The following is a 25,748-nucleotide window of genomic DNA, read 5'->3' on the forward strand; positions in this document are numbered from 1 at the left end:
GCCGTCCTGTTCGGGGCGGAGCTCTGTCGACTACTTGGGAGGACTTATGCGGAAAAAGACGTATGTCGAGGGCTCACGTCCCGACATCCAAGTGCCGTTCGCGGAGATCGCGTTGAGCGGCGACAACCCGCCTGTGCGGCTCTACGACACGTCGGGTCCGGGCAGCGATCCGGCCGTCGGACTGCCGCCGTTGCGCGGACCGTGGATCGCTGCCCGAGGTGACGTCGCGCCGAGCGCCGGAGCCGGGACGCCCCTCGCTGGGGCGTCGGTTGCCGGGGCGCGGCCGACGCAGCTCGCCTATGCGCGGGCCGGGATCGTCACCGACGAGATGGAGTTCGTGGCGATCCGTGAGGGCGTCGAGGCCTCGGTGGTGCGCGAGGAGATTGCCGCCGGCCGCGCGGTGCTGCCGGCCAACATCAACCACCCGGAGAGCGAGCCGATGATCATTGGGTCGCGGTTTCTGGTGAAGGTCAACGCCAATATCGGTACGTCCGCAGTCACGTCCTCGATCGCCGAGGAGGTCGACAAGCTGACGTGGGCGACGCGCTGGGGCGCCGACACGGTGATGGACCTGTCCACCGGCAAGCGCATTCACGAGACCCGGGAAGCGATCGTGCGCAACTCCGCGGTGCCGATCGGGACCGTGCCGATCTACCAGGCGCTCGAAAAGGTGGGCGGCGACCCGGTGCAACTGTCCTGGGAAGTGTTCCGGGAAACCGTGATCGAGCAGGCCGAACAGGGCGTCGACTACATGACCGTGCACGCCGGGGTGCTGCTGGCGTACGTCCCGCTGGCCGTGGACCGGGTCACCGGCATCGTGTCGCGCGGCGGTTCGATCATGGCGGCCTGGTGCCTGGCTCACCACCGGGAGAACTTCCTGTACGAGAACTTCGCCGAGCTGTGCCAGATCCTGGCGCGCTACGACGTCACCTTCTCCCTCGGCGACGGGCTGCGGCCGGGGTCCATTGCCGACGCCAACGACGAGGCGCAGTTCGCCGAGCTGCGCACGCTGGGCGAGCTGACGCACGTGGCCTGGGAGCACGGCGTGCAGGTGATGATCGAGGGACCGGGGCACGTACCCATGCACAAGATCAAGGAGAACGTCGACCTGCAGCAGGAGCTGTGCGCGGGCGCGCCCTTCTACACGCTCGGCCCGCTGACCACCGACATCGCCCCAGCGTACGACCACATCACCTCGGCCATCGGCGCGGCCATGATCGGCATGTTCGGCACCGCGATGCTCTGCTACGTCACACCCAAGGAACACCTCGGGCTGCCCGACCGCGACGACGTCAAGGCCGGCGTGATCGCGTACAAGATCGCCGCCCACGCCGCCGACCTTGCCAAGGGCCACCCGGGCGCGCAGGCCTGGGACGACGCGCTGTCCAAGGCCCGCTTCGAGTTCCGCTGGGAGGACCAGTTCAACCTGGCGCTCGACCCGGACACCGCCCGCGCCTACCACGACGCGACCCTGCCCGCCGCGCCCGCCAAGACCGCGCACTTCTGCTCGATGTGCGGGCCGAAGTTCTGCTCGATGAAGATCACCCAGGAGCTCAAGGACTACGCCGCGCAGGGGATGAAGGACAAGAGCTCGGAGTTCGTGAACGCGGGAGGTCGCGTGTACCTCCCGGTCACCACCCCTCAGAGCTTGTAGAAATTCGCGTAGTGGTCCGGGGCGAACCAGGTCTCCCGGGTCGACCGGTTCACCACGATCCGGTACGCATCCCGCGAGGCACCCCGGGCCCGCGAGTACACGTCGTACTCGCTGTAGGTCGCGCCGGTGGGTAGCTGACCCTCATCGTTACGGAAGGTGCCGCCGGTGTAGTTGTACTGCCCGTACGGCCAGGCGTACCACCCCGAGCTGGTCGGCCAGCTCAGCGAGCTCCACCCGACCGGATCATCACATTGATGTCCGGCCATTGGTTACTTCGTCTGCTGGTTACCCAGCCCGCTGACCCAGTCCACGTAGTCCTCGTCCTTGCGCTTGCGCAGCCCGAACCGGCTCTTGCTGCCGCCCTGCTCGGGCAGGATCGTGGCCGGATCGGTGACCGGCGGCGCGATGGGCCGGGAAAGCCGAGGAGTGGTGCCGGCGGGATCAACCGGCGGCGAAGACCAGGAAGCGGTGCCGCCAGGATCGATCGGCGGCGACACCCGCGGCGGGGCGGTTGCTGCTCGTGGGGAAGAGGCGGAAGTGGTCTGCGGTAGCGGCGTCGAGGGCTGCGGTTGCGGCAGGGGCGCGCTGATCGGCGTGGGCTCCGGAACCAGCGGCCCCGGAGTAAATGGCGCTGGAGTGGGTGTCCGGTCCGAGGCGGGAGCCCGGGTCACCGCAGGCGCCTGATTCGCGGCCGGCCGACCCGCCGGCGGGCGGGCTGGGGGCGCGGACTCGACAGGCGCGTGGGCGGCGGCGTGCTGCACGACTTCCGGGGGCAGTGGCCGTACGGCAGGCTCGGGCACGTAGGGCGGCGTGCTCTCCCGCTTCGGTGCGTTCACGCCCGGCTGCGGCTCGTAGCCGCGCTTGGGTTCGTTGCCGCGCGAGAACCCGTCGTACGGCTTGGGCTCGTCCTTGGTGTATTCGCCCAGCGCGACGCTGTTCTCCGCCGGCCGCTCAGCCGCGACGGCCGGCTCGGGCGTCGCGGCCGCCTCCTCGCCCACCGGAGGCCTGCGCAGCACCGCAGCCAGCACCGAGCCGAGCACCCCGGCCCCGGTAGCCGTCATCGCGGCCCAGTACGGCGTCATCTGGTAACGGTCGGCGCCCGCTCCCGGGCCGGCGATCAGGTACGAGATCGTCAGCAGAGCCGGTCCGGGCAGGCCGGCCAGGGCGATGGTCAGCATCGGCAGGTCGCGGCGGCGGGCCACCCAGCCGACCAGTGCACCGGCCAGCAGGGCCAGCGCAGGCATCGTGGCCAGCGCGGTTCGCTGGGTCACCGACGTTGACAGCAGGGTCGTGTCGAGCACCCCCAGTCGCACGGCCGGAAGGGGATCGCTCGGCGCAAGTGATGGCGCCACCGAGACCACCGCGAGCACCCCGGCCGCGATGCTCACCGCCGTCAGGCTCCACCGGGCTACCGCCTGCGTCAGCGCACCCCACGCCGCGAATACGCCGATGAACGCGCCCAGCCCGGAACAGATGGCGATCACCACGACCGCGTCGACGCCGGCGATCTGGGCGGTGCGGGCCGGTTGCATGGTGAGCGGGACCACGACGGCGGCTCCGATGGCTGCGGCGAACGACAGCATCAGCTCGGTGCCAACTCCGCCGCGAGCGGTGGGAGCCCAGCGGCGCAGCAGCCGCGCGCCGAAGACGGCACCGACCACCGCGGCGACCATGGGGAACCAGGCAACCCAGGCTAGCTGCGCGGTCCACTGGTCACGCGCGGTGATGTCGACGACCCGGGTGAGCCGGACAATGCCCAGCCCGTACGCCAGCCCGAGTTCGCCGGCGCCGGTCAGAGCGCCGATACCGAGGGTGGCGAAGAACACCTTGGCCCAGGTCCGAAATGCCATGGTGGGCAGGTTACGGAATGCGCCCCGGTGACCGCCAGTCCGGACGGTGGTTCTTAAGGCTGGCCAAAATCGCAGTTGGCCAACCTTAAGTTGATCGATGTCAACTGTATACGCAGCGTTACAGCTGACCGGCGTAGGGCAGCACCTCGGCGGCGATCAAGTCGACCAGATCCAGGTCGGACACGTCGATCACGCGGACGTGGGCCCGGGTCGCCCCGATGGCAGCGAGCTCCCCCAACCGCTGGACGAGCGCCGCGGGTGAGCCGATCACCGGGTCCTCCGGCGGCAGCGCGCTCGGTGCGTGCAGCGGTGCCGCGCGATGGGCGGCCTCCGCGTCGGTGCGTCCGATCGCCGCGACCACGCCGGCCGAGAAGGTCATCGGTCGATCGGCGGGGCGCCCGTGCTCGGCGCAGGCCCGGCGTACCCGGTCGAAGGCCACCGCCGTTTCCGCTACCGCCTTGAACGGGACGTTGTACTCGTCGGCGAAGCGGGCGGCCAGTTCGGGCGTGCGCCTGGGTCCCTTGCCGCCTACCAGCACCGGCGGGCCGGGCCGCTGCACCGGCTTGGGTAGCGCGGGGGCGTCCAGCAGGCGATAGAACTGGCCGTCGTGGGAGAACCGCTCTCCGTCCGGCGTGGCCCACAGCCCGGTGATGATCGCTAGTTGTTCGGCCATCCGGTCGAATCGCTCCCCGACTGCAGGAAACGGGATGCCGTACGAGGTGTGCTCGCGCTCGAACCAGCCCGCCCCCATGCCGAGCTCGATCCGCCCGCCGCTCATAGCGTCCACCTGGGCCACCATGATCGCCAGTGGGCCGGGCAGCCGGAAGGTCACCGAGTTGACCAGCGTGCCCAGTCGCAGCCGGGTCGTCTCACGGGCCAGCCCGGCCAGCGTGAGCCAGGCGTCGGTGGGCCCGGGCAGCCCGGAATCGGCGCCCATCGCCTGGTAGTGGTCGGCGCGGAAGAACCCGTCGAAGCCCGCGTCCTCGGCGTGCCGGGCCAGCCGGAGCTGATCGTCGTAGGTGGCGCCGCGATGAGGCTCGATGAACAAAGTGACTCGCATAAACGTCCTGGAACTCGTCAATCGATCGGGTGACAACGACGGTGGTAACTGTCCGCACAGGCTAGCGTGCTTCGCGGTGATATCGATGATCGCCTAGCGTCGCCGTACGATTACGCTGCGATTCAGTCCTCCACCTCCACACCCCCCTCGGTTGGGAAGGACCACAGTGCAAAGAAGACAATTCCTTCGTACGCTCACGGGTGCCGCGCTGGCTACCACGCTGGCCGCAGCCGGTTGCAGCGACGACTCCGACGAGCCGGGCAGTGACTCCGGCGGGTCGCAGGGGCTGGAGCGGATCACGTACCTGACCTCGTTCGGCACCTTCGGCCGCGACTCCTACGCCTACGTGGCAAAGGAGAAGGGCTACTTCCGCGACGCCGGCTTCGACGTGGAGATCAAGCCCGGCAACGGCAGCCTCGAGAACGTCAAGGCCGTGGTGGGCGGTCAGGCCCAGTTCACCCCGATCGACCTGACCGGTGGCCTGCTGGCCGCGGGCGGTGCCAACGGCCAGGCCAAGGTCGCCGGCTTCACCTCGGTCGCGGCGATCCAGCAGCGCACCATGGCGGCGATCATGTCGCTGGACGGGTACGGGATCTCCTCGCCCAAGGATCTTGAGGGCAAGACCATCGCCGACACCCCGGGTTCGGTGGTCCGCAACCTGTTCCCCACCTACGCCAAGCTGGCCGATGTGGACTCCAGCAGGGTCAGCTTCGTCAACGGCAACGCCCAGACGCTGTTCGGCACGCTGGCCCAGCACAAGGTCGACGGCATCGGTCAGTTCGTGGTCGGCAAGCCCACCATCGAAAGCATCGCCAAGAAACCCGCGGTGCTGCTGCCGTACAGCGATGTCCTGCAGGATCTGTACGGCAACGTGCTGATCACCAGCAGCAAGTACGCCCAGGACAACCCGGACAAGGTCAAGAAGTTCAGCGCGGCCCTGCTCAAGGGGCTGGACGACGCGATCACCAAGCCCGACGAGGCCGGCACGATCCTGAAGAAGTACGTCGCCACCGCCAACCCCAAGTCGGCGGCCGCGGAACTCACGCTGATGGGCCCGTTCGTGCGCTCGGAGGCGGCCGGCGTGTCGGTCGGCGCGCTGGACAACAAGCGGGTGGCCCGCTGCATCGCGATCCTGCAGGGCTCCGGTCAGATCCCGACCGGTCTCACGCCCGAGGAGGTCATCTCCTTCGACCTGGTGCCGAATGCATGATGCGCCGGTAAGCACCCGGAGCCGCCTGCTGCCGCTGGTCGCGTGGCCGCTGCTCGGGCTGGTGTTCGCCATCGGGGTGTGGTGGGCCGCCACCAAGGTGTTCGCGGTCAACCCGGTGGTGCTCCCGGCGCCCTCGGACGTGGCCGACGGCTTCGGGCGCTTCGCCGGCACCCTGGCCACCGAGACCTGGCACACCGCCATGGCGACGCTGCTCGGCTTCGTGCTCTCGGTGGCGGCCGGGGTGCTGCTCGGTATCGCGATCGCCGCCTGGCGCCCGTTCGAGCGGATGTTCGCGCCGCTGCTGGTGGCGTTCAACGCGGTGCCCAAGGTGGCACTGGCTCCGCTGATGCTGATCTGGTTCGGCTATGGACGTATCCCTGTGCTCGCCATGGCGTTCATGGTCTGTTTCTTTCCCATCGTGTTGTCCACAGCGACCGGCCTGACCAGCACGCCCGCGGAACTGGCGGAAATGGTCAGAGCAATGAGCGCGACCTGGTCGCAGACGTTCTGGCGGGTGCGCCTGCCGTCCGCTCTCCCGCAGATCTTCGTGGGGCTCAAGGTGGGCCTGCCGCTCGCGGTGATCGGCGTCGTCGTCGGCGAGATGCAGTACGGCGAAAGCGGCCTCGGCATGATCATTGTGCAGACCAGTGGTCAGGGTGACACCCCTACCTCGTTCGCTGCCATCGTGCTGCTGGCCGTGCTCAGCATCGTGTTGTATTACCTGCTGTCGTTGATCGAGCGGCTGACCTTGCCGTGGGTGCGGGCGACGACCTCGGTGCGGTGAGACAGCAAGGGCGCCGGACCCAGCGGATCCGGCGCCCTGATGGGACAGGCGGGTCAGCTCAGCAGCCGCCAGCGACCGCTGCGCGCGACCAGCAGGGTGAGCGCCTGCGGCATGAGCCCGGAATGGTTGTCCGGAGTGATCCGGATCGGGCCGGAGAAGCCGTCGGTCTGCGAGGTCTCCAACACGTCGCGGATGCGCTGGCGATCCGAGCCGGCCCGCACCACCGCGTCGGCGATCAGGCCAACCGCGTCGGCACCGAAGGAGGCAACGCCGGAGTAGCTGCCGTACCGGGAGGTGTAATCCCGGAACCACTGCTTGCGCGCCGCCTTGGCCGGGGTCGTGGCGATCACGTCGTCGATCGCGAGCACCTGGGTGAACACCATCGTGGTGCTCTCGGTCGCCTTGGCAGCCTGCTGCGGCACGAACAGGTCGCCGGCCGCGGCGGCGTCGAAGTAGACGCTGCCCTTGAAGTTCGCCGCCTTGGCCGCGGTGACCGCGAGCGTGGCCTGGTCCGAGCCGGTCAGCACGACCAGCGCGTCGGGCTCGGCGTCGGTCAGCGTGCCCACGCTCTGGGTCACGTCCGTGGCCGTCGGCTTGACCGTCAGCTGGTTGACGACCGAGATGTCGGCCTTGCCGAGCGCGGCTGCGCCGGAGATCTCGGAGGTCATGTGGCCGAGCGCGTCCTGGCCGTACAGGTTCTGCGAGGAGAGGATGGCGATCTTCTTCTTCTTGAGCCGCACCAGTTCCGAGGTCAGCGCCGCGGCACTGTCGGCGCTGTTGGGGCCGATTTTGAAGACGTACCGCCGGCTCTCCACCGGCGTGGCCACCTGATCGGAGGCCGCGAGCGCGATGGTCGGGATCTTCTTGTCGTTGACGGTCTTGGCCGCGCTCACCACGCACTCGTCGCAGTCACCGGTGATCAAGGCGGCGACCTGCGAGTCATCGGCGAAGGTGCTGATGTTGCGCAGCGAGGTCTGCGGGTCCGAGCGGTTGTCCTGGATGCGCAGCACGAGGTTGTTGCTGCCAAGCTCGCCGGACGCGTTGATCTGCTCGACGCGCAGCTGCAGGGCGCGGGCGTAGGCCGCGTCCACCGCCGAGCCCGAGGCCAGGTCGGCGCCGATCACGATGTCGGTCTTCGCGGTGGTCTCGCTGCCCGATTCGCAGCCGGCCAGCGCGGTCAGAACGAGCGCCGACGCGGCGGCGGACGCCGTCAGACGACGGGGGAGCCTCACGGGGGGTGCCTCCTATGGCGCGCCAGAAAGGGACCTGAAAGTCCCGGGGATCGCAACGTTGTCCGCTGTAGACCCACTCAACACGGACAGTACGTCCGTCCAATCGCGCCAAACCTTGCCAACGTGAGGGTGCCTGGTCAAGCTGCGATGAGCGTACGACGCGGGATGATCATCTCATATAGTGGTTGGAATCTTGATGGATAGCTGTAATTACGTAAGTACGAAGAGTAGTTGAGTAAACATTTGTGCACGTCAAAGCGTACGGAGTGTCGATTGTCGACCCAAACGGCTGATTGCTTCCGCGTGATGCAGCCTGTTTCGGGACGATGGCGGGCTTCCCAAACAGATGTGGACTCTGATGAAATCGCGGCCGTGCCGAGTGGGGCACCTGCCTTGCCGCGGGAGATCGGCTGGGCCCGGCACCGGCGTCCGGGCGGGCGACGAGATGCGGGGATGATCAACGAGGAGATGTCGTGAGCACCGGATCTTCGACCCAGGCTTCGACCCGTCCCGCCATCGGTCCGGCTCCGGGCAGCGACAGCGAGCCGGTCGGCGAGAACGCCGCGGGTCAGGGTCGTCGCAGCCGGCTGCCGCGGCTGCAGGACGCCCGCATCCGCTCCAAGCTCGCCCTCATTCTCTTCGTGCCGCTGGTCGCGGTGCTCGCGCTGGCCACCGTGCGACTCGTCGACGTCGGCAGCCGGGCCGTGGACGCCAGCCGCGTCGAGGACCTCACCCGGTTGTCCACCGACATCTCAGAGCTGACCCAGGCGTTGCACAACGAGCGGATGTCTGCGGCGCAATACCTGGCTACCCCGGGCACCAAGCCCGAGGCCTACACCGCGCTGATCGCCCAGAGCGACGAGCGGATCGTCAAGTACACCACCGACCGCCGCGACCTGGACAACCCGCCGGCCGCGGTCGAGGACCGGCTGGCCCGCATCGACGATCACCTGCGCACGATGGACGCCACCCGCAAGAAGATCACCGACCGCGACCAGATCGCGGTGTCCGAGGCGGTCCTGCGCTACGGCGTCGTGATCACCGACCTCGTCGGCTACGGCGAGGTGCTCAGCCAGTACGCCGGTGAGGGCAAGGTTGCCGACAGCCTGCGCGCGGTGTCCGCCTTCGCCCGGGCCAAGGCCGGCACCGCCGAACAGGAGGCCGTCGCGTACGCCGCCCGCGTATCCGGCTCAGCCAGCGCCGAACAGCTCTCCGTCTTCACCGCCACCCAGACCAGCCAGCAGGAAGCGCTGGAAAGCTTTTCCCTGGTGGCCTCGCCCTCGCAGCGCTCGCTGGTCGACCGCACGGTCACCGGTGACGCGGTGAACCTGTCCGACCAGACCGCCGTTCAGCTCAACCGCGGTGACCCGGTCGCGCCCGAGGACGTCATCAAGTCCATGGGCGCGGTCGTCGACCTGATGCGCTGGGCCGAGCAGCGGCTCGAGTCCGAGGCACTGCAGGAGGCCACCGACGAGAGCGCCTCGGTGAGCCGGCAAGCCGCCGTCGAGGCCGGTCTGGTGCTGCTGGTGCTGGTGCTGGCGATCGCCCTGGCGATCATGCTGGCCCGCTCGCTCAACCAGTCGCTGCGCCGGCTGCGTGAGGGTGCGCTCGCGGTGGCCAACCGCGACCTTCCCGACGCAGTCGCCCGGCTGCGCGACGTGCGCAACATCGGCGACGGCGGAGCCGACGACATCCTGCGCCAGGTGAACGACCCGATCCGGCTCGGCAACCGCGACGAGATCGGCCAGGTGGCGCAGGCGTTCAACGTGGTGCACCGCGAGGCGGTCCGGATCGCGGCCGAGCAGGCCGCGCTGCGCACCAGCGTCTCGGCGATGTTCCTCAACCTGGCCCGCCGCTCGCAGAGCCTGGTCGACCGGATGATCGGCGAGCTCGACCAGATCGAGCGCGGCGAGGAAGACCCCAAGCGCCTGGCCCAGCTGTTCGAACTCGACCACCTGGCCACCCGGATGCGCCGCAACGACGAAAACCTGCTCGTGCTCGCGGGCGCCGACTCCAGCGCCCCGCGCCGCGAGGACGCCCTCGTGGTGGACGCCCTGCGGGCCGCGCAGTCCGAGGTCGAGCTCTACAACCGCATCGAGTTCGGCACCGTCGACACCGACATCTCGATCACCGCCAACGCCGTCAACGACGTCGTGCGGCTGGTCGCCGAGCTGCTCGACAACGCCACCCGCTTCTCCCCGCCGAACACGGTGGTGGTCGCCGACGGGCGCCGCATCCGCGACTACGTGGTGATCCAGGTCGAGGACCGCGGGCTGGGCATGTCCGAGGAACAGATGGACAGCCTCAACCGCCGGCTCGCCGAGCCGCCGGACGTGGACGTCGCGGCCTTCCGGTTGATGGGCCTGGCCGTGGTCAGCCGGCTGGCCGGGCGCTACGGCATCCGCGTGGAGCTGCGGGCGAACATGGAGGGCGGCACGGTCGCCCAGGTGATCTTGCCCAACAGCATCGTGGAGCTGCCGGGCAACCGGCCGCTGGACCCGCCGCCGCGCGGGGGCCGTCAGTTCGACCCGGTGCCGGTCGGCTGGAACGATGCGACGCCGCTCGGGCGCACCGGCACGGCCACCGCGACGCTGCCGGCCATCTCACCCGAGCCGTGGCAGCAGCGCTCGGACGACTTCGCCCGAGCCGGTTCCGCTGGCATCTCGGCGCCGCAGCCGGACCTTCCGCCGCACCCGCTGCTGCCCGCGGCTCCGTCGCAGCAGCCCGCCCGGCCGATGTCGCCGGCCGCACCGCCGCGGCTCAGCGAGGTGTTCCCGACCCCGAACCGCCCGGCTCTGCCGAAGCGGGGAATGGAAGAGCGGCCCGCGCTGCCCACCCGGGTCACCCCGCCGGCGCAGCCCGAGCCGGCCGCGGCCCTGCCGGCCTACGAGGCAGCAACGAGTTCGCCCACGATGGCGTACCCGACGATGCAGCAGCGGCCCGCCGCCGACCTGCAGGCCGCACCCCCGGCCGCGGACGGCTGGGGATCCGCGCTCGCGGCGATGCCCCCGGCACCGCCGCCCGCCGTGCCGCGCAGCGATGACCGGGCCGAAGCCGCGCCGATCTTCCTGCAGATGCAGCAGAGCTGGTTCAAGGGCCAGTCCGAGGACTCGGCCAACGAGGAGTGGAGCATGCCGACAGCGGGCTACGCCCCACCACCGAATCAGTCGAACGGCATGGGCGGCGCTGCCCAGTCCGTGTCGGCTCCGCCCGCACCGGCTCCCGCGGCCGCTGTCGCGGCCCCGGCGCCCGTCACCCCCGCGGCCCCGGCGTCCCCAGCGCCGGCCGCGGCCCGCGCCGCAAACGCGGGGCAGAATGGATCGCGATCGGCGCAAGCCGGTCCGGACAGCGGCACGCAGAACGTTCCCCGGCAGCGCCGATCTGCCGAGGAAGCCTGGCGTACCGCCGCCGATGAAGGATGGCAGCGTGCGATGGCGGCGGCGGAACCCACCGTCACCGACACCACCCGCTCCGGGCTGCCCAAGCGAACCCCCCAGGCCCAGCTCGTGCCGGGTGGGGTGCAGAGCACACCGCTCAACCAGCAGCGGCGCAGCCCGGACGAAGTACGCGGGCTCCTGTCCGCGTATCACCGAGGCGTGCAACGAGGGCGTACAGCCGGCAGTGAGGAAGCTGCCGCGCTCGCCCCAGCTCCGAAGGAGAACGGACAGTGACCAGGCCCCCCACCATGCAGGACATGGGCTGGCTGCTCAGCAACTTCGCCGACAGCGTGGCCGGTATCGCCCACGTGGTCGCGGTCTCCGCGGACGGCCTGTTGCTGGCCTCCTCGCGAGACCTTCCGGCGGACCGGGCCGACCAGCTAGCCGCGATCACCTCCGGCGTCGTCAGCCTCACCGACGGCGCCTCACGGATGTTCAACGCCGGTGCCGTGCAGCAGACGATCATCGAGATGGACAGCGGCTACCTGTTCCTGATGTCCATCAGCGACGGTTCGTCGATGGCGGTGCTGGCCGCGCGCAGCTGCGACGTCGGCCAGGTCGGCTACGAGATGGCGCTGCTGGTCGAACGCGTCGGCGCGGCGCTCGTACCGGCCCCGCGCGAGGCCGTTGCCCACCACTGACATGCGTCCCATCGCGTGTGACCCGAGCCGGAAGGAGGTGACCGCAGGATGGGCCAGCCCATCGACCCCCGCGGCAATCTAGTCCGTCCGTATGCGGTCACCCGGGGCCGGACGGAACCGCGCCGGGACATTCCCATCGAGGCGGTCATGGTTGCCAGCCAGGCCGCCGTCCAAGAGGCCCGGTTCGCCGGGCATGACAAGTACCGCATCGCCGTGCTGTGCGAACCACGGGCGCAATCGCTCGCCGAAATCGCGGCCTACAGCCGGCTCCCGCTGGGGGTCGCCCGGGTCATCGTCGCCGACATGGTCGCCGACGGGATGTTGTCGCTGCACAGCGCCGCTCCCAAGGAAGGGTTCACGGAGCGGATGGATCTGCTGGAAAGGGTGTTGAGTGGACTTCGCAAGCTCTGAGCGGGCGGGGGCGCATCCCAAGGAGATCACCTCCGCGAAGATCGTTGTCGCTGGTGGCTTCGGCGTCGGCAAGACGACGCTCGTCGGTGCGGTCTCCGAGATCGAACCCCTGACCACCGAGGCGCAGATGACCTCGGCCGGGCAGGGCATCGACGATGCGTCAAAGGTGCCGGGCAAGGAAACGACGACGGTGGCGATGGACTTCGGCCGCATCACGATGGCCGACGACCTGATCCTCTACCTGTTCGGCACGCCGGGCCAGACGCGCTTCTGGTTCATGTGGGACGAGCTGATCCGCGGTGCGGTGGGAGCGGCCGTGCTGGTCGACACCCGGCGCATCTCCGACGCGTTCGCCCCGCTCGACTACTTCGAGAACCGGCACCTGCCGTACATGGTGGCGCTCAACTGCTTCGACGGCGCTCCGCGCTACGAGCCGGAAGAGATCCGCGAGGCGCTGGCCATCGCCCCGAACGTGCCGCTGATGCTGTGCGACGCGCGCAACCGCGAGTCGGTCAAGCAGGTGCTGGTGGGGGTCGTCGAGCATGCCATGCGCACGTTGGTGGCCGAGCAGGGACGCGGGTTCCCGGCGCCGGTCGGCTGATGAAACGCGGCGCCGGTTGCTTATGCGGGCAGCCGGTAGCCGCGTTTGACGACGGTCTGCACGACGCCGGTGGTGCCGAGGCCGGCACGGAGCCGGGCCACGGCCATCTCGACGGCGTGCTCGTCGGCGCCGCGGGGCAGGGCGCGCAGCAGAGCCGCGCGGGACAGGACCCGTCCGGGTGTGGTGGCCAGCGCCCGGAGCACAGCCATGGGTCCCGGGGCGAGGGGCTTGAGTTCGCCGTCGACCACCGCCGCATGCCCGCGCAGGGTCAGCGAGTGACCGGCTACCTGCAGGCTGAGGGCGCGCTGGGGGAGTTCGTCGAGCAGTGTTCGTACCAGATAAGTCAGTCGGGGTTTGGCGGGCGTGACCACCGGCACCTGATGGCTTCGCAGCGGCGCGGCCGTTACCGGGCCCGTGCAAGCGGCCAGCACGTCGGTCCGCAGCGCCGCCAGCACGGGGTCCAGAGTGTCCCCGGCGGCTCGCAGCAGCGCTTGCACGGCCGGCGCCGAGGTGAACGTCACCGCGTCCACGAGCCGGCCCGCGATCAGGTCCACCAGCCGGTACAGCGGGGCCGGGTCGATCGGCGGGGCCCAGCGGTACACCGGAACCTCGATCACCCGGGCGCCCGCGGACCGTAACGCCTCGGTGTATTCCGGCTGGCTCTCCCCGTGCAGTTGCATCGCCACGGTCATTCCGGCGAGGCGCCGCGCGCTCAGGTGAGCGATTACTTCCTCGTAGCTCTCGCCTTCGGGTGACCACTGCTCCCGCAAGCCGGCCGCCCGGAGGGCCACGCGGGCCTTCGAACCCTTGGCCACCAGGTACGACCGTGCAAGCGCGACCCGCAACGGCTCACCCAGCCCCCAGCCGTCCGCCGCCTCCAGCCAGCCTCGCAGCCCGATACCGGTGGTGACCAGCACAATGTCCGGGACAGTGGTAAGACAGTCCCGGGTCGCGGCGCGCAGCTCGCCGTCATCGGCATTCGGCACGATCCGCAATGCCGGCGCCAGCACGACCCGGGCGCCGTTGCTCTCCAGCAGCCCGGCCAACTCGTCGCGGCGGCGGTCGGCGGTGACCCCGATCGTGTAGCCGGTCAGCGAGGCACCCGACGCCGCGATCATGTGGTGCTGGAAAGCCGCGGCGGGGCCGGCCGGTCCACCGAAGGGCACGCCCGGAGCCCGCCGTCCTCAGCGTTGACCCGCTCCCACGTCACGCTTACGCGCTCCGCCGTACCTCCGGCCGGCCCGCGCCGCGGCTTCCCGCTGCCGCCACGGTTGCCCGCTGCGGCTGTCACCACCAGGTCCGTCCTCAACCCTGGTGGTGGTCCAGCGGCGAGCGTGCACCCCGGTGCGCCGCCGGATTGAAGCCCGGCCCGCATCCTCGGGGTTGGAGCGCCACTCGCCATGAACGAAGCGTGCCGGTGGGTAATTTCAGTGGCGCGTCCCACTTGTTTCGAGCCTGCTAAGCCCGAGGTGGGAGCAATCACGTGCCCCGCTGTCGGCGTGCCGGGCGGTACAAACTATTCTTGGGTCGCTAAGTTGTGAGGTCCTTCGGGTTTTTGGTTCTTCGGTCAACTGGTCGTTCAGTCTGGTGACCCTTTAAACTCCGGGCCGTTTTGACCCTGCGCCGCCCCTGCGGGTATTGTTGCCTGCTGTTGTGCGACAGCTGCGAGCGTGCCCTTCGGGTACGCTTGACGTTCGTGCTCGCTACGGACCCAGCGCGCGCCCCCAGACCGACGACGAGACAAGGTAATTCTGTGCGTACGTACAGCCCGAAGCCGGGTGAGATCGAGCGTCAGTGGCACATTATCGACGCTTCTGACGTCGTTCTGGGCCGCCTGGCCACCCACGCCGCCACTCTCCTGCGCGGCAAGCACAAGCCGACGTTCGCCCCGCACGTCGACACCGGCGACTTCGTTGTGATCATCAACGCCGGCAAGGTCGCCCTGACCGGCAACAAGCGGCAGACCAAGGTCGCCTACCGGCACTCCGGTTACCCGGGTGGCCTCAAGCAGGTCGGCTACGAAGAGCTGCTGACCAAGCGGCCCGAGCACGCGGTGGAGCTGGCCGTCAAGGGCATGCTCCCGCACAACAAGCTCGCCCGCCAGATCATCAAGAAGCTGAAGGTTTACCCCGGCGCCGAGCACCCGCACGCCGCGCAGCAGCCGGTGCCGTTCGAAATCAAGCAGATCGCGCAGTGAGCGCGGGCGAAGGAAACAGCATGTCCGACATCGTCGAGCCCGAGGTCGTCGAGACCGTCGTCGAGGAGCCCGCTGAGACCGTCGTTGTGGTCGAGGCGCCGGCGCCGGCCGTTCGTGCCACGCGCCCGGGTGACCGCCCGATCCAGACCGTCGGCCGCCGCAAGGAGGCCATCGTCCGGGTGCGTCTCGTGCCCGGCAGCGGCAAGATCACCTGCAACGGCCGCGAGCTCGAGGAGTACTTCCCGAGCAAGGTGCACCAGCAGCTCATCCGCGAGCCGCTCGTGACCACCGAGAAGGCCGAGCAGTTCGACGTCGTGGCCAACCTGCGTGGCGGCGGCATCACCGGGCAGGCCGGCGCGCTGCGCCTCGGCATCGCTCGCGCGCTGATCACCAACGAGCCCGACGACCGTCCGGCGCTCAAGAAGGCCGGCTTCCTCACCCGGGACGCGCGGGTCAAGGAAAGCAAGAAGTACGGTCTCAAGAAGGCCCGTAAGGCTCCGCAGTACTCGAAGCGCTGATCGCAGCGCTCGTCTTGCACCACGTCTGAACGAAACGGCCGGGTGCGCCTCTCACGCGAGGGGCGCGCCCGGCCGTTTCGCTTTCCCTCCCACATCGATCACACCGGTCCAGGGTGAGCTCCGACCGGCGAAAGGAACGGCCGCCATGGGGCGACTCTTCGGCACGGACGGCATCCGCGGGCTCGCCAACGGTGAGCTCCTGACTCCCGAGCTTGCGCTCTCGGTCGCGGTCGCCGCGGCCCGCGTGCTCATCGAGACCGACCGCAGCCACCAGCCCCTCGCCATCGTGGGCCGCGACCCGCGGGCCAGCGGCGAGATGCTCGAAGCCGCCGTCGTGGCCGGGCTGACCAGCGCCGGAGCCAACGTCGTACGGGTCGGCGTGCTGCCCACTCCGGCGGTCGCCTTCCTGGTGGGCCAGGCCCAGGCCGACCTCGGCGTGATGCTGAGCGCGTCGCACAATCCGATGCCCGACAACGGGATCAAGCTGTTCGCCCCCGGCGGCCTCAAGCTGCCCGATGAGCTGGAGCAGCGCATCGAGGCGGCGGTCGCCGACGGGCACGGCCTGGTCGGACGGCCCACCGGCGCCGGGGTCGGACGGGTGCACGACCTGATGGACGGCGAGGAGCACTACATCAAGCACCTCGTCGACTCGACGCCGCACAGCCTCGAAGGCATCAAGGTCGTGGTGGACTGCGCGAACGGTGCGGCCAGCGACGCCGGCCCGACCGCCTACCGGGAGGCGGGCGCGGAGGTCATCTCGATGCACGCCGAGCCCGACGGGCTGAACATCAACGACAACTGCGGTTCCACCCACCTGGAGTCGCTGATCGAGGCGGTCGTGCGCGAGGGTGCCGACCTGGGGCTGGCCCACGACGGTGACGCGGACCGCTGCCTCGCGGTGACGGCCAGCGGCGAGGTCGTCGACGGCGACCAGCTCATGGCGATCCTGGCCCTGGCGATGCGCGACGCTGGCACCCTGACCGACGACACGCTGGTTGCCACGGTGATGAGCAACCTGGGGCTGCGGATCGCGATGAAGCAGGCAGGCATCAAGCTGCTGGAGACCAAGGTCGGCGACCGGTACGTCCTGGAGGAGCTCAACGCCAACAACTATGCCCTCGGCGGCGAGCAGAGCGGGCACATCGTCATGCCGGCGTTCGCCACCACCGGCGACGGCGTGCTGACCGGCCTGCACCTGATGGCGACGATCGCGTCCACCGGCAAGTCCCTGGCCGACCTGGCAGCGGTCGTCCACAAGCTCCCGCAGGTGCTGGTGAACGTCCCGGTCAAGGATCGCGAGGCCGGTGCGAACGCCCCGACCGTGCAGGCCGCTGTCACCCTGGCCGAGAACGAGCTCGGCGAGACGGGCCGCGTGCTGCTGCGCCCCTCGGGCACCGAGCCGCTGGTGCGGGTCATGGTCGAGGCCGAGACCGAGGAGCAGGCCCGCTCGATCGCCGAGCGGGTCGCCGCCGAGGTGCGCGCGGCCAGCCCCGCCTAGCTCAGGGTTCGCAAGCGCCGGGCGGCTTCGTCGATGACGTCCTCGCGCTTGCAGAACGCGAAGCGGATGAGGTGGCGTCCCCGCTCCGGGTGGTCGTAGAACACCTGGGTCGGGACGGCCACCACACCGCAGCGCTCGGGCAGCGCCCGGCAGAAGTCGGTGCCGTCGGCGCCGCCCAGCGGCCGGATGTCGGCGGTCACGAAGTAGGTTCCCTCGCCGGGCAGCACGCCGAACCCGGCGTCGGTCAAGCCGGCCACCAGCCGGTCGCGGCGGGCCTGCATGCTGTCGCGCAAGCCGGTGAAGTAGCTGTCCGGCAGGCTCAGCGCCACGGCGACCGCGGGCTGCAGCGGCCCGGCGTTGACGAACGTCAGGAACTGCTTGACCCGCTGCACCGCCGACACCAGTGCGGCCGGGCCGGTCACCCACCCCACCTTCCAGCCGGTGCACGAGAAGCTCTTGCCCGCCGATGAGATGCGCAGGGTACGTTCGCGCATGCCGGGCAGCGTGGCCAGCGGGAGGTGCCCGGCGGCGGCGTCGGTGAAGACCAGGTGCTCGTAGACCTCGTCGGTCACCGCGTACACGTCGTGCTCGCGGCACAGCTCGGCGATCAGGGCCAGCTCGGCCGGGGTGAACACCTTGCCGGTCGGGTTGTGCGGCGTGTTGAGCAACACCAGGCGCGTACGAGCCCTAAAAGCCGCCCGCAGCTCGGCCTCGTCGAAGCCGTACCGCCCATCCGGGCCGGGTCGCAGGGTCACCGGCCGCCGGACCGCGCCGGCCAGCGCCACGGAGGCCGCGTACGAATCGTAGTAAGGCTCGAAGCACACCACCTCGTCGCCGGCCTCGCACAGCGCGAGAATGGCGGCGGCGATGGCTTCGGTGGCGCCGGCGGTGACCACGACCTCGGTGTCCGGATCCCGGCTGAGCTGCCAGAAGCGCTTCTCGTGGGCGGCGATCGCCTGGCGCAGCACCGGGATGCCCGGCAGCGGCGGATACTGGTTGGCGCCCGAGCGCAGCGCCTCGGCGGCCGCGTCCACCATCTCCGGCGGCCCGTCGGTGTCGGGGAAGCCCTGCCCGAGGTTCACCGAGCCGGTCCGCGCGGCAAGCGCTGACATCTCCGTGAAGATGGTGGTCCCGAACGGGCGCATGCGTGCGACCAGCGGGTCGGCCGGGATCGACGTCGTCACGCCCGCCAGCCTACGGCGGGCGCAGATCCGACGGTACGCCCACAGCGCCAGGCAGGATCACCCGGACGTGTCGGGCGCGGCTGTGACCTGTGATGGCAGCCGGGCAATGGCCACCGAACCGCCTTTCAATCAACTGTGCTGCGCGAAAGTACGCCTCTCGCGCACCTGTCATGAGCGAAAGTCGGCTACGCTGCCCTTCATGTGTGGCATCGTGGGTTACGTCGGCAGTCGGCCGGCGCTGCAAATCGTCCTCGACGGTCTCCGCCGGCTGGAGTACCGCGGCTATGACTCCGCGGGTGTCGCGGTGGTCGACGACAACGTCATCCTGACCGAGAAGCGCGCCGGCAAGCTGGCGAACCTGGAAAAGGCGCTGGGGGAGCGCGCTGGCGACGGCATCGCCAGCGGCTCGACCGCGATCGGGCACACCCGCTGGGCCACGCACGGCGGCCCCACCGACCGCAACGCCCACCCGCATCTGTCCGCCGACGGCCGGGTCGCGGTCATCCACAACGGCATCATCGAGAACTTCGGGCGCCTGCGCGCCGAGCTCGAAGCCACCGGAGTCGAGTTCATCAGCGACACCGACACCGAGTGCGCCGCCCACCTGCTCGCCGCCGAGGTGCGGGCCCTGCGGGAGGCCGGCTCCGAGCTGGCCGGTCCGCAACTGCTCGCCGAGGGCATGCGCCGTACCGTGAATCGGCTCGAAGGCGCCTTCACCCTGCTCGCCACCGACGTCGCGGTTCCCGGCGCTGTGGTGGCCGCGCGTCGCAACTCGCCGCTGGTGGTCGGTCGCGGCGAGGGGGAGAACTTCCTGGCCAGCGACGTGTCCGCGTTCATCGAGCACACCCGCGAGGCCATCGAGCTGGGCCAGGACCAGATCGTGTTGATCACGCCCGGCGCCATCGAGATCACCGATTTCGCCGGTGCGGACGCCACCGGCAAGGAGTTCCACATCGACTGGGACGCCTCGGCCGCCGAGAAGGGCGGCTACGACTACTTCATGCTCAAGGAGATCGCCGAGCAGCCGCAGGCCATCGCCGACACGCTGCTGGGCCGGCTCTCCGAGCGCGGGGAGATCGTGCTCGACGAGGTCCGCCTGACCGACCAGGACCTGCGCGACGTCGACAAGGTGTTCATCATCGCCTGCGGCACCGCTTATCACGCCGGGATGGTCGCCAAGTACGCCATCGAGCACTGGAACCGCATCCCCTGCGAGGTCGAGCTGGCCAGCGAGTTCCGCTACCGCGACCCGGTGCTGGACCGCTCGACGCTGGTCATCGCGATCAGCCAGTCCGGCGAGACGATGGACACCCTGATGGCGCTGCGCCACGCCAAGGAGCAGAAAGCCCGGGTGCTGGCCATCTGCAACACCAACGGCTCCACGATTCCGCGCGAGTCCGACGCCGTGCTCTACACCCACGGCGGTCCGGAGATCGCTGTTGCCTCCACCAAGGCGTTCCTCACCCAGCTCGTCGCCTGCTACCTGATCGGCCTGCACCTGGCCCAGATCCGCGGCGTGATGTACGCCGACGAGGTCGCCGCGGTGGTGGACCGCCTCCGCCGCACCCCCGACGACCTGCGCGACCTGCTCGGTCAGATGGAGGACGTGCGCGCCCTGGCCCGTGACCTGCGGACCGCCTCGACGGTGCTGTTCATCGGCCGCCACGTCGGCTTCCCGGTGGCCCTGGAAGGTGCGCTCAAGCTCAAGGAGCTTGCCTACATGCACGCCGAGGGCTTCGCGGCGGGTGAGCTCAAGCACGGGCCGATCGCGCTGATCGACGAGGGCACGCCGGTGGTGTGCGTGGTGCCCTCTCCGGCCGGGCGCGGGGTGCTCAGGGACAAGGTCGTGTCCAACATCCAGGAGGTACGAGCCCGGGGCGCCCGCACGATCGTGATCGCCGAGGAGGGCGATAACGCTGTGGCCTCGTACGCGGATCACCTGATTTCCGTGCCGCGCACCCCCACGCTGCTGGCGCCGCTGATGACCACCGTGCCCCTGCAGATCCTCGCGTGCGAGATCGCGGCGGCCCGGGGACACGACGTGGACCAGCCCCGCAACCTGGCGAAGTCGGTCACCGTGGAGTGACCCGGCCCCGGCTTGGGTAGGGTCGGCGTGTGATCGTGTCTGTCGGGATCGATGTGGTGCTGGTGTCCCGCTTCGCTCAGGCGCTGGAACGCACGCCGCAGCTGGCCGACCGGCTCTTCACCGAATCGGAGCGGGCGACGACATCCGGGCACGTGCGCTCGGCGGAGTCGCTGGCGGCCCGGTTCGCGGCGAAGGAAGCCGTGGCCAAGGCGCTCGGCGCTCCGGCGGGGCTGCGCTGGCACGACTGCGAGATCGTGTCGGATCCGGATGGCCGTCCCTGGCTGACGGTGGCCGGCACGGTCGCCGCGGTGGCCGCCGAGCGAGGCGTCAACCGCTGGCACCTGTCGCTGTCGCACGACGGCGGGATCGCCTCGGCCATGGTGGTAGCCGAGGCCTGAGGGTGGCGGACCAGGGAGGCACTGATGCGGGCGGCATGGCGGGTAGCAGACGTACGGTCGGCGGAGAATGCCCTGATGGCGACGCTGCCCGATGGCACGTTGATGCAGCGTGCCGCGGCTGGGCTGGCGCGCCGGTGCGCGTTGCTGCTGCAGGAACGCGGGGGCGTCTATGGCTCCACCGTCGTGCTGCTGGTGGGCAGCGGCGACAACGGCGGTGACGCGCTGTACGCCGGTGCCCGGCTGGCCGCCCGGGGCGCGCAGGTGCAGGCGATCCTGGTGCAGCCGGACCGGGTGCACGCGGCGGGGCTGTCCGAGCTTCGACGCTCGGGTGGCCGTACCGTTGCGCAACTGCCTTCGCGGGCCGACCTGGTGCTGGATGGCATCGTCGGGATCGGCGCGAGCGGTGGTCTTCGGCCCGGAGCGGCTGCCCTGGTCAAGCGCGTTGCCGGCCTCGGATCGCTGGTCGTTGCGGTGGACGTGCCCAGCGGGGTGGCGGTGGACACCGGCGATGTGCCGGGCGACGCGGTGCACGCGGACGTGACGGTGACCTTCGGCTGCCTCAAGCCCGCGCACGTGGTGGGGGCTGCCGCAGCCCTGGCGGGCCACGTCGAGCTGGTGGACATCGGCCTGGGTGCCACGCTGCACGCCGCTCCAGCGGTACGAATCCCCGACGCGTCCGACATCGCTTCCTGGTGGCCGCGTCCCACGGCGTCCTCGGACAAGTACACGCGCGGCGTGGCCGGGGTGGCCACGGGCTCGGCGATCTATCCGGGCGCGGCGGTGCTGTCGGTCACCGGGGCGCTCGCGGGTCCCACCGGCATGGTCCGGTATGCGGGTACGGCCGATCGCGAGGTGCTCCGCCAGCACCCGTCGGTCGTGGCAACCAAGCGGGTGTCCGAGGCCGGCCGGGTGCAGGCCTGGGTGTGCGGGTCGGGGCTGGGGACCTCCGACGATGCTCGTACGGAGCTGCGCAGCGTGCTGGCCACCCCGTTGCCGGTGCTGCTGGATGCCGACGCGCTGACCCTGCTGGTCGACGGTCAGCACGCCCGTGACCTGCGCCGTGACGCACCCCTGGTGGTCACCCCGCACGACGGGGAGTTCAAGCGCCTCGCCGGGGAGGCGCCCGGCGCGGATCGGATGGGCTCGGCGCTGCGGCTGGCCGCCTGGCTGAACGCGGTGGTGCTGCTGAAGGGTGACCGGACGATCGTGGCGACCCCGTCCGGCGAGGTGTGGGCCAACCCGACCGGCAGCGCCGACCTGGCCACGGCCGGCTCCGGGGACGTGCTGGCCGGGCTGCTCGGCTCGCTGCTCGCTGCCGGGCTGCCCGCCGGGAAGGCCGCGGTGGCTGCCGCGTACGTGCACGGGCTGGCTGGGCTCCGCGCGGGTCAGGACGGCCCGGTGACCTCGGCCGATGTGGCTGCCGCACTCCGGCCGGTCCTCGCTGACCTGCTCTGACAAGTTTCGTCAGACCGCCTCAGTAGGCTGGGGAGCATGTGGCAGGCCGAAATCCGCGTCGACCTTGACGCCATCCGGGACAACGTCGCGACCCTGCGCGCGGGCACGACCGCCGAGGTCATGGCCGTGGTCAAGGCCGATGGATACGGTCACGGCATGCTGGCCTCGGCCCGCGCCGCGCTGGCCGGTGGGGCGAGCTGGCTCGGGGTGGCCACGCTCGACGAGGCGCTGACGCTGCGGGGTGCGGGGATCACCGCTCCGGTTTTCGCCTGGCTGCACTCGCCCGGGTTGGCGCTGCACGAGGGCCTCACGGCCGGCGTCGACCTCAACGCGAGCACGCTGGGCCAGCTGGGCGAGCTGGTCACGGCGGCGCGCCGGGTCGAGCGGCCCGCCCGCGTGCACCTGAAGATCGACACGGGTCTGGCCCGCGCCGGTGCGACCGCTGCCGAGTGGCCCGCCCTGGTGGAGGCGGCGGCCAAGGCGCAGGCGGATGGAGACCTGGAGATCGTCGGGGTCTGGAGTCATTTCGTACGCTCCGACGAGCCCGATCACGAGACGAACGATCACCAACTGGCCGCGTTCGCCGAGGCCCTCGCCGTGGCCGAGCGCATCGGCATCGAGCCGCGCTACCGCCACATCGCGAACTCGGCGGCCACCCTGACCCGGCCCGACGCGCACTACGACCTGGTCCGCCCCGGCGTCGCGATCTACGGGCTCTCCCCGCTGGCCGGCCCGCAACCGCCCGGACTGCGTCCCGCGATGACCGCCCGGGCCCGGGTGATCCTGACCAAGCGGGTGCCCGCGGGCCAGGGCGTCTCGTACGGCCATGCGTACCACACCACCGGCGAGACGACGCTGGCGTTGGTGCCGCTGGGCTATGGCGACGGCGTGCCCCGGCACGCGTCCAATGTGGGCCCGGTGCTGCTGGGTGGCAAGGTGCGCACCATCGCCGGCCGGGTCTGCATGGACCAGATCGTGCTCGACTGCGACGACGACCCGGTGCGGGCCGGTGACGTGGCCACGCTGTTCGGTCCGGGCACCGGCGGGGAGCCCACCGCCACCGACTGGGCTGACGCGATCGGCACGATCAACTACGAGATCGTCACGCGGTTCGGCGGTTCCCGGGTGCCGCGGGTCTACGACGGGGAGGTCGCATGAGGCGGGCGAAACGGGTGGGTGTCGCCGGTGCGGTGGTCGGGGTGGCCGCTGCCGGGCTGGCTGCCGCGTTCGCCGTCGAGCGGGTGCTGGTGCGCCGTTCGGTGAAGGCGCTCGGGGATCCGTACGCGGAAGAGGTTTTTGGTGATCAGCCTTTTGACGAGGAGCTGACCGTCACCGCCGCGGACGGCACGAACCTGCACGTCGAGATCGTCGAGCCCGCGGAGTCTTTGGGCGAGCCGAAGCCGACGATCGTGTTCGTGCACGGCTTCGCCCTGGACATGGGCACGTTCTACTTCCAGCGCAAGGCCCTCGCCGAACGCGGCGATCACCGGCTCGTCTTCTACGACCAACCCGGGCACGGACGGTCGAGCCGGCTCAAGTCCGGCGACTACGACATCGCCGCGCTGGGCAAGTCGCTGGCCGCGGTCCTCAACGCCGCGGTGCCCGACGGCCACATCATCCTGGTCGGTCACTCCATGGGCGGCATGACCATCATGGCGTTCGCCGAGCAATATCCCGAGTGGTTCGGCAAGCGGGTGACCGGGGTCGTGCTGATGTCCACCTCGGCCGGCCTGATCGACAAGTCGAAGATCGGGATCCAGACCCTGGTGGCCCGGGCCAGCGCACCGTTCTTCCCGCTGTGGGGCGCCTCGGCCCGGGTCGGCGGCACCGCCATCGACCGCGCCCGGATCGTGTCCTCCGACCTGGCGTGGCTGCTGACCCGCAGGTATGGCTTCGGCGACCCCCGGCCCAGCCCGTCGTTGGTCTCCTTCGTGGAGCAGATGAACTCCAAGACCTCCGTCGAGACGCTGACCAAGTATCTGCACACGCTGTACACGCACAACCGGTTCCCGGCCCTGTCGGCGCTCCAGGGCGTCCCCGTGCTGGTGCTGGTGGGAACGAAGGACTATTTGACCCCGGTGACCCACTCGGAGGAGATCCTGCGCCACCTCCCCGACGCCGAGCTGCTCAAAATCGACAACAGTGGCCACGTGGTCATGCTGGAAAAGGCCGACGAGGTGAACGCGGCACTGCTGCCGTTCCTGGACAAGATCTCGTGATGGTCGCCGAGTTGTCCACCGTGGAGGACACCCAGGCATTCGGGCGGCACCTGGCCACCGTGCTGCGAGCCGGTGATCTGCTGCTGCTGACCGGCCCGCTCGGCGCCGGCAAGACAGCGCTGGTGCAAGGCATCGGCGCTGGCCTGGGCGTGTCCGGCGCGATCACCTCGCCCACGTTTGTCATCGCCCGGGTGCACCGCCCCGACCCGGCGCGAGGTGGCATGGTCGCGCTGGTGCACGCGGATGCGTACCGGTTGGGCGATGCTGTTGATCCCCGCGCCGAGATCGACGACCTGGACCTCGACGCCTCCGCCGAGGACGCTGTCACGGTTGTCGAATGGGGCGCCGGGCTGGTGGAACACCTGAACGACGAGTACTTGGCGGTGCGCATCGACCGCCTGGACGACGACACCCGCACGATAGAGCTCATCCCGTACGGCGGGGACTGGGCCGGCCGCCTCAAGCACCTGACGGAGACCATGTGAACCTGACCGAGCTGCTCCCCGAAGCCTGGCGCGCCGAGCTGACGCCATTCCTCGAACCGGCTGCCACCGCGGCGCTGGGCGCTTTCGTGGCCGAGCAGTACGCGACGTACACGATTTACCCGCCGATCGAGGACCTGTTCGCGGCGTACCGGCTGTGCTCCCCGTCGCAGACGCGCGTTCTGCTGCTGGGCCAGGATCCCTACCACGGCCCCGGGCAGGCGCACGGCCTCAGCTTCAGCGTGCGTGCGGGTGTGCGAGTGCCGCCCTCCCTGCGCAACGTCTACAAGGAACTAGCCGAAGACGTCGGGGTGGCGCCCTCCACGAGCGGCGACCTGACCGGATGGGCGCGGCAAGGCATCCTGCTGCTGAACGCGGTTCTGACGGTACGAGAAAAGTCGGCCGGCTCGCACAAGAACAAAGGCTGGGAAGTCTTCACCGACGCCACGATCCGAGCCCTCAACGCCAGAAACGAGCGGATCGTCTTCCTGCTGTGGGGCTCCTACGCCCGCAAGAAGGCGTCCCTGGTTACCAATCCGGTGCACACGGTTGTTGAGTCGGGGCACCCCAGCCCGCTCAATGGGGGGAAGGACTTTTTCGGGGCCCGGATGTTCAGCGCCGCTAACAAGGCGCTGGCTGACGGGGGCCGGCCGCCGATCGATTGGGATCCTCGGGGATGAGTGAGGGCCGGTAGCAGGGGCCGCCGTGGTTTCAGCCAGTCGGCCCGTAACCCGCGGATCGCGCGGCGGCCGTTGGATCGTCGGTGGTTCCGCCCAGTCGCGCCCGTCCATCAGCGGCTGGTATCGCGGCCGCCTGGCTGCCGCCGCCCGC

At 70.2% G+C, this 25,748-nt stretch carries 23 protein-coding genes; 17 read left to right on the top strand and 6 right to left on the bottom strand.

Annotation, left to right across the window (positions count from 1 at the left end; all coding sequences use genetic code 11):
- Positions 1-46 precede the first annotated feature (46 nt).
- Entirely contained in the window at positions 47-1,654 is a 1,608-nt protein-coding gene (thiC, locus tag TFC3_RS04400) for a phosphomethylpyrimidine synthase ThiC (RefSeq protein WP_067495940.1), read from the top strand.
- Here the strand turns inward: thiC and TFC3_RS04405 are convergent.
- The 3 genes from TFC3_RS04405 to TFC3_RS04415 all read right to left on the bottom strand — a co-directional run bounded on the left by TFC3_RS04405 (position 1,642) and on the right by TFC3_RS04415 (position 4,564).
- On the bottom strand, positions 1,642-1,920 hold the full coding sequence (locus TFC3_RS04405) for a ribonuclease domain-containing protein (RefSeq protein ID WP_082771851.1): 279 nt from the start codon (positions 1,918-1,920) through the stop codon (positions 1,642-1,644). The two genes, thiC and TFC3_RS04405, sit on opposite strands and share 13 nt — an antisense overlap.
- Positions 1,921-1,923: 3 nt before the next feature.
- The gene (locus TFC3_RS04410) at positions 1,924-3,504 is read right to left on the bottom strand and encodes a hypothetical protein (protein WP_067495943.1); all 1,581 of its coding nucleotides are present in this window, start codon (positions 3,502-3,504) and stop codon (positions 1,924-1,926) included.
- A 118-nt stretch (positions 3,505-3,622) separates the two neighbouring features.
- Entirely contained in the window at positions 3,623-4,564 is a 942-nt protein-coding gene (locus tag TFC3_RS04415) for an LLM class F420-dependent oxidoreductase (protein ID WP_067495945.1), read from the bottom strand.
- Positions 4,565-4,730: 166 nt separating this feature from the next.
- Between TFC3_RS04415 and TFC3_RS04420 the strand changes: the two genes are divergently transcribed.
- Together TFC3_RS04420 and TFC3_RS04425 are read left to right on the top strand one after the other, a co-directional pair.
- Complete coding sequence (locus TFC3_RS04420; protein ID WP_236717980.1) at positions 4,731-5,774, top strand: ABC transporter substrate-binding protein; 1,044 nt, start codon at positions 4,731-4,733, stop codon at positions 5,772-5,774.
- Complete coding sequence (locus TFC3_RS04425; RefSeq protein WP_067495949.1) at positions 5,767-6,558, top strand: ABC transporter permease; 792 nt, start codon at positions 5,767-5,769, stop codon at positions 6,556-6,558. Before TFC3_RS04420 ends, TFC3_RS04425 begins: the two co-directional genes overlap by 8 nt.
- 53 nt (positions 6,559-6,611) lie before the next feature.
- Here TFC3_RS04425 and TFC3_RS04430 read toward each other — a convergent pair whose 3' ends face one another.
- On the bottom strand, positions 6,612-7,790 hold the full coding sequence (locus tag TFC3_RS04430; RefSeq protein WP_067495951.1) for an ABC transporter substrate-binding protein: 1,179 nt from the start codon (positions 7,788-7,790) through the stop codon (positions 6,612-6,614).
- A gap of 473 nt (positions 7,791-8,263) precedes the next feature.
- Between TFC3_RS04430 and TFC3_RS04435 the strand changes: the two genes are divergently transcribed.
- The 4 genes from TFC3_RS04435 to TFC3_RS04450 are packed head-to-tail and all read left to right on the top strand — an operon-like array spanning position 8,264 to position 12,880.
- Positions 8,264-11,461, top strand: a complete 3,198-nt coding sequence (locus tag TFC3_RS04435; RefSeq protein ID WP_082771852.1) for a sensor histidine kinase — start codon at positions 8,264-8,266, stop codon at positions 11,459-11,461.
- Positions 11,458-11,868: a roadblock/LC7 domain-containing protein gene (locus TFC3_RS04440; protein ID WP_015619044.1), complete on the top strand. Its 411-nt coding sequence runs from the start codon at positions 11,458-11,460 to the stop codon at positions 11,866-11,868. Before TFC3_RS04435 ends, TFC3_RS04440 begins: the two co-directional genes overlap by 4 nt.
- A 48-nt stretch (positions 11,869-11,916) precedes the next feature.
- Positions 11,917-12,279 (top strand): DUF742 domain-containing protein, encoded by a 363-nt coding sequence (locus TFC3_RS04445; RefSeq protein ID WP_067495954.1) that lies wholly within the window; start codon positions 11,917-11,919, stop codon positions 12,277-12,279.
- Positions 12,260-12,880: an ATP/GTP-binding protein gene (locus tag TFC3_RS04450; RefSeq protein ID WP_067495957.1), complete on the top strand. Its 621-nt coding sequence runs from the start codon at positions 12,260-12,262 to the stop codon at positions 12,878-12,880. The genes TFC3_RS04445 and TFC3_RS04450 overlap by 20 nt, the downstream gene beginning before the upstream one ends.
- 20 nt (positions 12,881-12,900) lie before the next feature.
- Here TFC3_RS04450 and TFC3_RS04455 read toward each other — a convergent pair whose 3' ends face one another.
- Positions 12,901-13,998 carry a uroporphyrinogen-III synthase gene (locus TFC3_RS04455; protein WP_067505958.1) on the bottom strand — a complete coding sequence of 366 codons (1,098 nt, stop codon included), beginning with the start codon at positions 13,996-13,998 and terminating at the stop codon, positions 12,901-12,903.
- Between the two features lie 635 nt (positions 13,999-14,633).
- Between TFC3_RS04455 and rplM the strand changes: the two genes are divergently transcribed.
- From rplM to glmM, 3 genes are all read left to right on the top strand, one after another.
- Entirely contained in the window at positions 14,634-15,077 is a 444-nt protein-coding gene (rplM, locus tag TFC3_RS04460) for a 50S ribosomal protein L13 (protein WP_015619048.1), read from the top strand.
- 20 nt (positions 15,078-15,097) lie between these two features.
- Positions 15,098-15,595, top strand: coding sequence for a 30S ribosomal protein S9 (gene rpsI, locus TFC3_RS04465; protein ID WP_067495960.1), 498 nt, complete (start codon positions 15,098-15,100; stop codon positions 15,593-15,595).
- Positions 15,596-15,740: 145 nt separating this feature from the next.
- Positions 15,741-17,093, top strand: a complete 1,353-nt coding sequence (gene glmM / locus TFC3_RS04470) for a phosphoglucosamine mutase (RefSeq protein WP_067495963.1) — start codon at positions 15,741-15,743, stop codon at positions 17,091-17,093.
- On the opposite strand, the gene TFC3_RS04475 is transcribed toward glmM, so the two are convergent.
- Positions 17,090-18,277, bottom strand: a complete 1,188-nt coding sequence (locus TFC3_RS04475) for a pyridoxal phosphate-dependent aminotransferase (protein WP_082771853.1) — start codon at positions 18,275-18,277, stop codon at positions 17,090-17,092. The genes glmM and TFC3_RS04475 overlap by 4 nt on opposite strands.
- A gap of 199 nt (positions 18,278-18,476) precedes the next feature.
- Here TFC3_RS04475 and glmS point away from each other — a divergent pair, with 199 nt between their 5' ends.
- The 7 genes from glmS to TFC3_RS04510 are packed head-to-tail and all read left to right on the top strand — an operon-like array spanning position 18,477 to position 25,597.
- Positions 18,477-20,363: a glutamine--fructose-6-phosphate transaminase (isomerizing) gene (glmS, locus tag TFC3_RS04480; RefSeq protein WP_067505965.1), complete on the top strand. Its 1,887-nt coding sequence runs from the start codon at positions 18,477-18,479 to the stop codon at positions 20,361-20,363.
- Positions 20,364-20,392: 29 nt separating this feature from the next.
- Positions 20,393-20,761: a holo-ACP synthase gene (locus TFC3_RS04485; RefSeq protein ID WP_067495965.1), complete on the top strand. Its 369-nt coding sequence runs from the start codon at positions 20,393-20,395 to the stop codon at positions 20,759-20,761.
- Between the two features lie 24 nt (positions 20,762-20,785).
- The gene (locus tag TFC3_RS04490) at positions 20,786-22,216 is read left to right on the top strand and encodes a bifunctional ADP-dependent NAD(P)H-hydrate dehydratase/NAD(P)H-hydrate epimerase (protein WP_067495969.1); all 1,431 of its coding nucleotides are present in this window, start codon (positions 20,786-20,788) and stop codon (positions 22,214-22,216) included.
- Positions 22,217-22,252: 36 nt separating this feature from the next.
- The gene (gene alr / locus TFC3_RS04495; protein WP_067495972.1) at positions 22,253-23,374 is read left to right on the top strand and encodes an alanine racemase; all 1,122 of its coding nucleotides are present in this window, start codon (positions 22,253-22,255) and stop codon (positions 23,372-23,374) included.
- Complete coding sequence (locus TFC3_RS04500; RefSeq protein ID WP_067495975.1) at positions 23,371-24,435, top strand: alpha/beta fold hydrolase; 1,065 nt, start codon at positions 23,371-23,373, stop codon at positions 24,433-24,435. Before alr ends, TFC3_RS04500 begins: the two co-directional genes overlap by 4 nt.
- Positions 24,435-24,920 (top strand): tRNA (adenosine(37)-N6)-threonylcarbamoyltransferase complex ATPase subunit type 1 TsaE, encoded by a 486-nt coding sequence (gene tsaE, locus TFC3_RS04505; protein WP_067505968.1) that lies wholly within the window; start codon positions 24,435-24,437, stop codon positions 24,918-24,920. Before TFC3_RS04500 ends, tsaE begins: the two co-directional genes overlap by 1 nt.
- Complete coding sequence (locus tag TFC3_RS04510) at positions 24,917-25,597, top strand: uracil-DNA glycosylase (RefSeq protein ID WP_067495977.1); 681 nt, start codon at positions 24,917-24,919, stop codon at positions 25,595-25,597. Before tsaE ends, TFC3_RS04510 begins: the two co-directional genes overlap by 4 nt.
- The last annotated feature ends 151 nt before the right edge of the window (positions 25,598-25,748 follow it).

Origin of the sequence: Actinoplanes sp. TFC3, assembly GCF_001553785.1 — a bacterium.
Taxonomy (GTDB): Bacteria; Actinomycetota; Actinomycetes; order Mycobacteriales; family Micromonosporaceae; genus Actinoplanes.